Here is an 8,694-nt window from a genome sequence, read left to right on the forward strand (position 1 = left end):
TGCCTGGCGGCTGTAGCGCGGTGGTCCCACCTGACCCCATGCCGAACTCAGAAGTGAAACGCCGTAGCGCCGATGGTAGTGTGGGGTCTCCCCATGCGAGAGTAGGGAACTGCCAGGCATCAAATAAGTGAAGAAGCCCATCCTGACGGATGGGCTTTTTTGCGTCTGTGCGAAATGAAAATGCAGTGAAATCCCGGGCTACAGCTGCTCTGGTCGCCCGGATGAGGCGTGTTACGCCGACTCCGGGGAAGCGCATAACCTCATCCATGCCACAATAAACGCCACTATTCCGTCAGTATCGTTCAAATTCAGCACCGGAACGCTAATATCCAGCGCGATATCGCTGGCTACTGCGACCGTATGCTCATCAATAACCAACTCATTCACACTGTGCCCGGCAGCCTCGCGAAACAGCACGATCTTTGCCACGGCATCATGCTTAAAGCCTTCAACCAGCACCAGATCCAGTTTTGATGCATCCATCCGGCTCACCAGCCACGCCAGATCCAACTCATTTTCCTCCGGCGTCTCAGTCATCAATGCCCAACGTTGCTGGCTGGCGACCAGCGTCTGCGCTGCACCGGCTTTGCGCAGTTCATAGCTGTCCTTACCGGGTTTATCGACATCCATATCATGATGGGTGTGCTTTATCAGCCCGGGACGAATACCACGCTCGCAAAGCGCCGGGATCAACTTTTTCAGTAGCGTCGTTTTTCCCGTGCCGCTCCAGGCAGCAACAGCGAGTAATGGAATCATGGTTTATCCTCGTTACGCAGCAAATCTTCAGGCGTATTGATATTGCGAAATGCGCTAATCATGTCGCTAAAATCTACCGAATGACCGCCAGCCTGACGCATAAATACCATGACTCGTCTTTCACCTCTCGCGAGATAATCAGCAATGTGTGGTGCCAGGCTTCGGTGGGCCAGAGCAATAGCCGGGTGATCTCTATCGCCATCGTGAACCCAAACTACGGCGGCCTGCTGGCGTTCCGCCGCTAACCGTGCGACGAGATTGTCGGGAATAAACGGGGTATCGCATGGACAAAACAGAAACCATTCATCGTCTGTCTGCTGCATCACTGAAAGCATACCGGCCAGCGGCCCAGGAAAGTCTGATAACGTATCGGCCATGACCGGAAGCCCGCTAGTCCGATAGATTTCCAGATTGCGATTCGCGCTGATAACGATGCGATTAACCTGCGGATACAGGCGATCGGCCACGTGTCGCCACAGCGGCTTACCACCAAGCCTCATTAATCCTTTATCCTGCCCACCCATTCTGGAGGCTTTCCCGCCCGCCAGCACCACGCCGGTTACCTGGCTCTCTGCATTCACTGCTATCGCCTCTTTTATTGTGGGGTTTACCCTGCTAACGTGTCTCTATCAAGCGTAAGGAGCACGACCATGAAATGTAAACGTCTGAATGAAGTTATTGAACTCCTCCAGCCAGCCTGGCAGAAAGAGCCGGAGCTGAATTTAATGCAATTTTTGCAGAAACTGGCAAAAGAGTCAGGCTATGACGGTGAATTGGCCGATTTAACGGACGATATTCTGATCTACCATCTCAAAATGCGCGATTCCGCGAAAGACGCGGTTATTCCGGGCATTCAGAAAGATTATGAAGAGGACTTCAAAACCGCACTGCTGCGCGCGCGTGGCGTAATTAAAGAGTAAAAGGTTGTAAGCAGTACCGCTCAAGTCCTCGTGAAATGATATCCTGAATCATTCGTATCGTTATCGGATGTCAGGATGAACGACAAGGCTTTCACTTTCCAGACTCTCCACCCGGATACCATTATCGATGCCCTGTTTGCGCAGGGTATCCGGGTTGATTCTGGTCTCACCCCACTAAACAGCTACGAGAACCGGGTTTACCAGTTTCAGGACGAGGACCGTCGCCGCATGGTGGTGAAGTTTTATCGCCCGGAGCGCTGGTCGGCCGCGCAGATTCTTGAAGAGCACCAGTTCGCTCTGGAACTGGTCGAGGATGAGGTACCGGTTGCGGCCCCGATCATCTTTAATGACCAGACGCTACTGGCCCATGACGGTTTTTACTTTGCCGTCTTCCCGAGCATGGGAGGCCGCCAGTTTGAATCAGATAACCTGGATCAAATGGAGTGGGTGGGACGCTATCTGGGGAGACTGCATCAAACCGGGCGCAAATCTCGCTTTACCGCACGCCCATCGATTGGCGTCAAAGAGTATCTGATTGAACCTCGTGAGGTATTTGAGCACTCGGCGCTGATCCCGGCGGGTTTAAAAGCCCAATTCCTGAAGGCTACCGATGACCTGATTGACGCGGTGATGGACCTGTGGCACGGGCGTTTTGATGCTCTGCGCCTACATGGCGATTGCCACGCCGGAAATATCCTCTGGCGCGATGGTCCGCTATTTGTCGATCTCGATGATGCGCGTAACGGCCCCGCGGTTCAGGATCTCTGGATGCTGCTTAACGGTTCCCTCGCCGAAAGACGTATGCAGCTGGAAACCATCGTAGAGGCCTATGAAGAGTTCAGCAGCTTTAATTCAGACGAATTGCCGCTGATCGAGCCTTTACGTGCAATGCGGTTGGTTTATTATCTTGCCTGGATAATCAGGCGCTGGGATGATCCCGCATTTCCGAAAAATTTTCCCTGGTTAACCGGGGAAGATTTCTGGCATCGGCAGATCGCAACTTTTGTGGAGCAGGTAAAGGTTCTTCAGGAACCACCGCTTCAGTTAACGCCCATGTATTAATTCGACACAGTCAGGAGAGAGTGAGTTATGAAAAAGGTTTGGCTTGCGCTGGCAGGTATGATTCTGGCATTCAGCGCATCTGCTGCTCAGATTACCGACGGCAAACAGTACGTTACCATCGATAAGCCGGTTGCAGGTGAGCCGCAGGTGCTGGAGTTCTTCTCCTTCTACTGCCCGCATTGCTACCAGTTTGAGGAAGTTCTGCACGTTTCTGACAACGTGAAGAAAAAGCTGCCGGAAGGCACCAAAATGACCAAATACCACGTTGAGTTCCTGGGCCCATTGGGCAAAGACCTGACGCAAGCGTGGGCGGTGGCGATGGCGCTGGGCGTTGAAGATCAGATCACCGCGCCGATGTTTGAAGCCGTACAGAAAAACCAGACAGTGCAGACCGTTGCGGATATCCGTAAAGTCTTCACCGACGCGGGCGTGAAGGGCGAAGATTATGATGCCGCCTGGAACAGCTTCGTCGTGAAATCACTGGTTGCACAGCAGGAAAAAGCCGCATCCGATCTGCAGCTGCAGGGCGTACCGGCGATGTTTGTTAACGGGAAATATCAGCTGAACCCGCAGGGTATGGACACCAGCAATATGGATGTCTTCGTGGCTCAGTATGCTGACACCGTGAAGCAGCTGGTTGAGAAGAAATAAAAATGAAAACGCCGGTCACTGACCGGCGTTTTTGTATTCTGCTTTCGTTGCGTCAATCTGCTTATCTTTCTCTTCCCATAGCGCATTCAGCCACAGCTGGAAACGACGCTTAAAGTTCTTATCGCCCACGTAGTCGCCGTGCAGCTCAGGGTCAATCGGCCGGAGATTCACACGCACCACAATTCGCGTCAGCTTGCCGCTCAGCATATCGTAGAACGGCGTCTCGTCGTTTTCCGGATAGCACAACGTCACATCCAGCAGCTTATCGAACTGAGAACCTAAAACGTTCAGCGCCATCGCGATACCTGCCGCTTTAGGCGGTAGCAGATTGTTATACGGTGACCGTGTTTGTCGACGTTTTTCCAGCGTGAAGCGCGACCCCTCAACAAAGTTCACAATGGTCGTTGGGTGCGCGCGGAATTTCTCGCAGGAACGGCGGGTGGTTTCAACATCTCTGCCGCGGCGTTCCGGGTGACGAATCAGGTAGCTGCGGGAGTAACGGCGCATAAACGGCATATCCAGAGCCCAGCAGGCCAGGCCCATAAAGGGAACCCAGGCCAGCTGCTGTTTGAGGAAATACTTGTTCATCGGGATATGCTTGCGGAAAATGACGCACAGCACCACGATATCGGCCCAGCTGTGATGGTTGCAGATAAGCAGGTACCAGTTCTTTTTGCTGAGTGTCTCCAGCCCCTGAATATCCCACTTGAGTCGCGGATTGAGATGCAACAGCGCGGCCAGCCCTTCGCACCAGCAGTACATCATAAAATTGCAGAATACTGAGACTGAACGCCAGATGAACGGGATAGGCAAAATGAGCTTAATAATTCCGGCGAGAATAATCGGCACGGAACATAAAATCGTCACTAAAATGGTGAGTACGATGCTTACAGGCAGCGTTATTGCAGCGAGAAATCTCGACATAGTGTTTTTATTCAGATAGTTAGTTATTTAACGCGCACATATAAACGAGCACAAGGCGCTGATTTTACCAGAAAACGCGCCAAATGATGGGTCTTACCAGATTAGAAAAATAGTCAATATGTCTATCCACACAGTGTGAATTATCACCAGATCGACTATTCTGGCTGTGATCGTGTTTTAATTTATTGAAAAATATAGATTATTTTATATTTAACCGATGGTTACATATCCTTTGTTATAAGTAAAATAAAATTATTCACAAAGTTATCCACAATTTATTTTGCGTGCGATCGTGAAGATCGAGAAATCTTTTCGCCTTATTTGGGGGAAAAATTCATGTTTTCATGCCGTCTGTGGCATCCTTTACCCATAATCTGATAAACAGGCACGGAAATTATGGTTCAGATCCCAGAAAACCCTCTTATCCTCGTTGATGGATCCTCTTATCTCTACCGGGCGTATCACGCATTCCCGCCGCTGACAAACCGCGCGGGCGAGCCGACCGGCGCTATGTATGGCGTGCTGAACATGCTGCGCAGCCTGATTCTGCAGTATCAACCCACCCATGCCGCAGTGGTTTTTGATGCGAAGGGGAAAACCTTCCGTGATGAACTGTTTGAAGACTACAAATCGCACCGTCCGCCAATGCCGGACGATCTGCGTGCGCAGATTGAGCCACTGCACGCGATGGTAAAAGCGATGGGGCTGCCGCTGCTGGCCGTTTCCGGCGTGGAAGCGGACGACGTGATTGGCACCCTGGCGCGCGAAGCGGAAAAAGCGGGGCGTCCGGTGCTGATCAGCACCGGGGATAAAGATATGGCGCAGCTGGTGACGCCGGGCATTACGCTTATCAACACCATGACCAACACCATTCTTGGTCCGGACGAAGTGGTCACGAAATATGGCGTGCCGCCAGAACTGATTATCGATTTTCTGGCGCTGATGGGCGACTCTTCAGATAACATTCCAGGCGTCCCTGGCGTGGGCGAGAAAACGGCGCAGGCATTGCTGCAGGGTCTTGGCGGCCTGGATGCGTTGTATGGCGAGCCGGAAAAAATCGCCGGGTTAACCTTCCGTGGCGCGAAAACGATGGCAGCCAAGCTGGAGCAGAATAAAGAGCTGGCCTACCTCTCCTACAAACTGGCGACCATTAAAACAGACGTTGAGCTGGAGCTTGGCTGTGAACAGCTGACCGTGGCCGCACCGGCGGCGGACGAACTGTTAACGCTGTTTAAGAAATACGAATTCAAACGTTGGATCACCGACGTTGAGTCCGGTACCTGGATGCAGGCCAAAGGCTCGAAGCCAGCGGCGAAACCTGCGGGCAAAGCGATAGTGGCTGAAGTAGAGGTAGAAGAAACGGCAGCCACCCTCTCGTCAGAAAACTACGTCACCATTCTCGATGAAGCCACTCTGGTGAGCTGGATCGAAAAGCTGAAGAAAGCGCCGCTGTTTGCTTTCGATACGGAAACCGACAGTCTCGATAATATCTCCGCCAACATGGTAGGCCTTTCGTTCGCCATTGAACCGGGCGTAGCCGCTTATGTGCCGGTCGCCCACGACTATCTGGACGCGCCAGATCAGATCGCCCGCGAACGTGTGCTTGAACTGCTTAAGCCGCTGCTGGAAGATGACGCGCTGCTGAAGGTGGGACAAAACCTGAAGTACGACCGCGGAATTCTGGCCAACTACGGCATTGAACTGCGCGGGATTGCCTACGACACCATGCTCGAGTCCTACACGCTGGACAGCGTTGCCGGGCGTCACGATATGGACAGCCTCTCCGACCGCTGGCTGAAGCACAAAACCATTACCTTTGAAGAAATTGCAGGCAAAGGTAAAAACCAGCTCACCTTCAACCAGATTGCGCTGGAAGAAGCCGGGCGCTACGCGGCAGAAGACGCCGACGTGACGCTACAACTGCACCTGAAAATGTGGCCAAAGCTGCAAAAAAATGAAGGTCCGCTGCGCATTTTCAACGAAATTGAAATGCCGCTGGTACCGGTGCTGTCGCGCGTTGAGCGTAATGGCGTGAAGATTGACCCTGCCGTACTGCACGCGCATTCGCAAGAGATCGCTAAACGTCTGGTCGAGCTGGAGCAGAAAGCTTACGACATTGCCGGGGAAGAGTTTAATCTATCATCGCCGAAGCAGCTGCAAACCATCCTGTTTGAAAAGCAAGGCATCAAGCCGCTGAAGAAAACGCCGGGTGGCGCGCCGTCCACTTCTGAAGAAGTACTGGAAGAACTGGCGCTGGACTATCCGCTGCCGAAGGTGATTCTTGAGTATCGCGGTCTGGCAAAACTGAAGTCGACCTACACCGACAAGCTGCCGTTGATGATCAACCCGAAAACCGGCCGCGTGCATACCTCCTATCACCAGGCGGTTACCGCCACCGGTCGCCTGTCATCAACCGACCCGAACCTGCAAAACATCCCGGTACGTAACGACGAAGGCCGCCGTATTCGCCAGGCGTTTATTGCGCCGGAAGATTACGTCATCGTCTCTGCCGACTACTCGCAGATTGAGCTGCGCATCATGGCGCACCTGTCGCGTGACGAAGGCCTGCTGAAGGCGTTTGCCGAAGGGAAGGATATTCACCGCGCCACCGCGGCGGAAGTCTTCGGGCTGCCGCTGGAAAGCGTCACCGGCGAGCAGCGCCGCAGCGCCAAAGCCATCAACTTCGGCCTGATTTACGGCATGAGCGCCTTTGGCCTCGCGCGCCAGCTGAACATTCCGCGTAAAGAAGCGCAGAAGTATATGGATCTCTACTTCGAGCGTTACCCTGGCGTGCTGGATTATATGGAACGCACCCGCGCGCAGGCGAAGGAACAGGGCTATGTTGAGACGCTGGATGGCCGCCGTCTGTACCTGCCGGACATCAAAGCCAGCAACGCCGCGCGTCGCGCTGGCGCTGAACGCGCGGCGATTAACGCCCCGATGCAGGGGACCGCGGCTGACATCATCAAACGGGCCATGATTGCCGTTGATGGCTGGTTAGAAACTGAGAAGCCGCGCGTGCGCATGATCATGCAGGTTCACGATGAACTGGTCTTTGAAGTGCACAAAGACGACGTCGATGCCGTGGCGAAGAAAGTACACGAGCTGATGGAAAACAGCACCACGCTGGACGTGCCGTTGCTGGTGGAAGTCGGGAGTGGCGAAAATTGGGATCAAGCTCATTAAGTGTTCGATGAACAATGGGGTTTTATGTAAGTAAGCAACATAACTTATCTAATTTTGTGATGAACATTAGAATTCGTTATGTAACAAGTGAAAAAAAACTACAAAAAATGCTTTCTGTCAGCATTAAAAAAGAGTAGAGTTACTCTCGTAGGGTACAGAGGTAAGATGTTCTATCTTTCAGACCTTTTACTTCACGTAATCGGATTTGGCTGAATATTTTAGCCGCCCCAGTCAGTAATGACTGGGGCGTTTTTTATTGGGCGAAAGAAAAGTTTTGCCGCAGTCGATTGGCCGTGAAAAAGGGAGTCTGGTCGGGAAGTACCCGGGACAGGGCGCCAGGCGCCGCTATCCGGGACGTAGAGAGGGGTTACTCTGCAGCAGCCTCAGGATCTTCCTGTGGCGGAATATCGTTAAACCAGCTGTCCAGCTTCTGACGCAGCTTGTCCACGCCCTGCTTTTTCAGGGAAGAAAAGGCTTCAACCTGCACGTCACCGTTAAAGGCGAGCGCCGCTTCACGCACCAGGTTCAGCTGTGCTTTACGCGCACCGCTGGCCAGCTTGTCAGCTTTGGTTAACAGTACCAAAACCGGGATTTCGCTGGTGACGGCCCACTCGATCATCTGCTGGTCGAGGTCCTTCAGCGGATGGCGAATATCCATCAGTACCACTAATCCTTTCAGGCACAGACGTTTTTCCAGGTATTCACCCAGCGCACGCTGCCACTTGATTTTCATCTCTTCCGGCACCTGTGCGTAGCCGTAGCCCGGCAAGTCAACCAGGCGTTTGCCGTCAGCCACTTCAAACAGGTTAATCAGCTGCGTACGACCCGGCGTTTTTGATGTACGCGCCAGGCTTTTCTGGTTGGTCAGCGTATTCAGGGCGCTGGATTTCCCCGCGTTGGAGCGGCCGGCAAAAGCCACTTCGATTCCGGTATCGGAAGGTAAGTGGCGGATATCTGGCGCGCTGGTGACAAAGTGCGTCAGTTGATAGTTCCAGTTAGTCAAAACGGTCGTCTCCGTTAAATCAGGCATTGGGGGCGATTATACCCGATCGGCAAAAAAAGGCTGGAATTACTCCAGCATCGTCAACTGTAAGCCGATGCCCTTCCGTTTGTAAGACATTTGCCATATCCGCTATGGGAAATTGAGGAAAGAATATCGGCGAGATTATATGCAAATTATTTAAAATCATAATAT

General features: G+C 52.8%; 9 protein-coding genes and 1 rRNA gene. 6 read left to right on the forward strand and 4 right to left on the reverse strand.

From position 1 onward, the window contains the following. The first annotated feature begins 2 nt into the window (after positions 1–2). A 5S ribosomal RNA gene (gene rrf, locus NNN71_RS22070) occupies positions 3–118 on the forward strand. A 113-nt stretch (positions 119–231) separates the two neighbouring features. Here the strand turns inward: rrf and mobB are convergent. Continuing rightward, a complete protein-coding gene (gene mobB / locus NNN71_RS22075; RefSeq protein ID WP_167577220.1) occupies positions 232–756 on the reverse strand; it encodes a molybdopterin-guanine dinucleotide biosynthesis protein MobB in 525 nt (174 codons plus the stop codon). Next, entirely contained in the window at positions 753–1,337 is a 585-nt protein-coding gene (gene mobA / locus NNN71_RS22080; protein ID WP_223803605.1) for a molybdenum cofactor guanylyltransferase MobA, read from the reverse strand. Before mobA ends, mobB begins: the two co-directional genes overlap by 4 nt. A 69-nt stretch (positions 1,338–1,406) precedes the next feature. Between mobA and NNN71_RS22085 the strand changes: the two genes are divergently transcribed. The 3 genes from NNN71_RS22085 (at position 1,407) to dsbA (ending at position 3,389) form a co-directional block, all read left to right on the forward strand. Continuing rightward, on the forward strand, positions 1,407–1,676 hold the full coding sequence (locus tag NNN71_RS22085; protein WP_052284157.1) for a YihD family protein: 270 nt from the start codon (positions 1,407–1,409) through the stop codon (positions 1,674–1,676). Between the two features lie 75 nt (positions 1,677–1,751). Further along, positions 1,752–2,738, forward strand: a complete 987-nt coding sequence (locus NNN71_RS22090; RefSeq protein WP_271459343.1) for a serine/threonine protein kinase — start codon at positions 1,752–1,754, stop codon at positions 2,736–2,738. A gap of 27 nt (positions 2,739–2,765) precedes the next feature. Further along, a complete protein-coding gene (gene dsbA, locus NNN71_RS22095) occupies positions 2,766–3,389 on the forward strand; it encodes a thiol:disulfide interchange protein DsbA (protein ID WP_163448716.1) in 624 nt (207 codons plus the stop codon). 15 nt (positions 3,390–3,404) lie between these two features. On the opposite strand, the gene NNN71_RS22100 is transcribed toward dsbA, so the two are convergent. Then, positions 3,405–4,313 carry an acyltransferase gene (locus tag NNN71_RS22100; RefSeq protein ID WP_271459344.1) on the reverse strand — a complete coding sequence of 303 codons (909 nt, stop codon included), beginning with the start codon at positions 4,311–4,313 and terminating at the stop codon, positions 3,405–3,407. Between the two features lie 396 nt (positions 4,314–4,709). Here NNN71_RS22100 and polA point away from each other — a divergent pair, with 396 nt between their 5' ends. Together polA and NNN71_RS25315 are read left to right on the forward strand one after the other, a co-directional pair. After that, on the forward strand, positions 4,710–7,499 hold the full coding sequence (gene polA, locus NNN71_RS22105) for a DNA polymerase I (protein ID WP_271459345.1): 2,790 nt from the start codon (positions 4,710–4,712) through the stop codon (positions 7,497–7,499). 165 nt (positions 7,500–7,664) lie between these two features. After that, positions 7,665–7,712, forward strand: a complete 48-nt coding sequence (locus NNN71_RS25315; RefSeq protein WP_071892919.1) for a spot 42 RNA, inhibition of DNA synthesis — start codon at positions 7,665–7,667, stop codon at positions 7,710–7,712. A gap of 154 nt (positions 7,713–7,866) precedes the next feature. Here the strand turns inward: NNN71_RS25315 and yihA are convergent, their stop codons facing one another. Next, positions 7,867–8,502 carry a ribosome biogenesis GTP-binding protein YihA/YsxC gene (yihA, locus tag NNN71_RS22110; RefSeq protein ID WP_271459346.1) on the reverse strand — a complete coding sequence of 212 codons (636 nt, stop codon included), beginning with the start codon at positions 8,500–8,502 and terminating at the stop codon, positions 7,867–7,869. Positions 8,503–8,694 lie beyond the last annotated feature (192 nt).

This window comes from Kluyvera sp. Awk 3, assembly GCF_028069715.1.
Lineage (GTDB): Bacteria > Pseudomonadota > Gammaproteobacteria > Enterobacterales > Enterobacteriaceae > Kluyvera > Kluyvera georgiana_A.

Coding starts and splice junctions, on each gene's coding strand:
- mobB (WP_167577220.1), bottom strand. CDS start 756: ATGATTCCATTACTCGCTGTTGCTGCCTGGAGCGGCACGGGAAAAACG.
- NNN71_RS22085 (WP_052284157.1), top strand. CDS start 1,407: ATGAAATGTAAACGTCTGAATGAAGTTATTGAACTCCTCCAGCCAGCC.
- NNN71_RS22090 (WP_271459343.1), top strand. CDS start 1,752: ATGAACGACAAGGCTTTCACTTTCCAGACTCTCCACCCGGATACCATT.
- dsbA (WP_163448716.1), top strand. CDS start 2,766: ATGAAAAAGGTTTGGCTTGCGCTGGCAGGTATGATTCTGGCATTCAGC.
- NNN71_RS22100 (WP_271459344.1), bottom strand. CDS start 4,313: ATGTCGAGATTTCTCGCTGCAATAACGCTGCCTGTAAGCATCGTACTC.
- polA (WP_271459345.1), top strand. CDS start 4,710: ATGGTTCAGATCCCAGAAAACCCTCTTATCCTCGTTGATGGATCCTCT.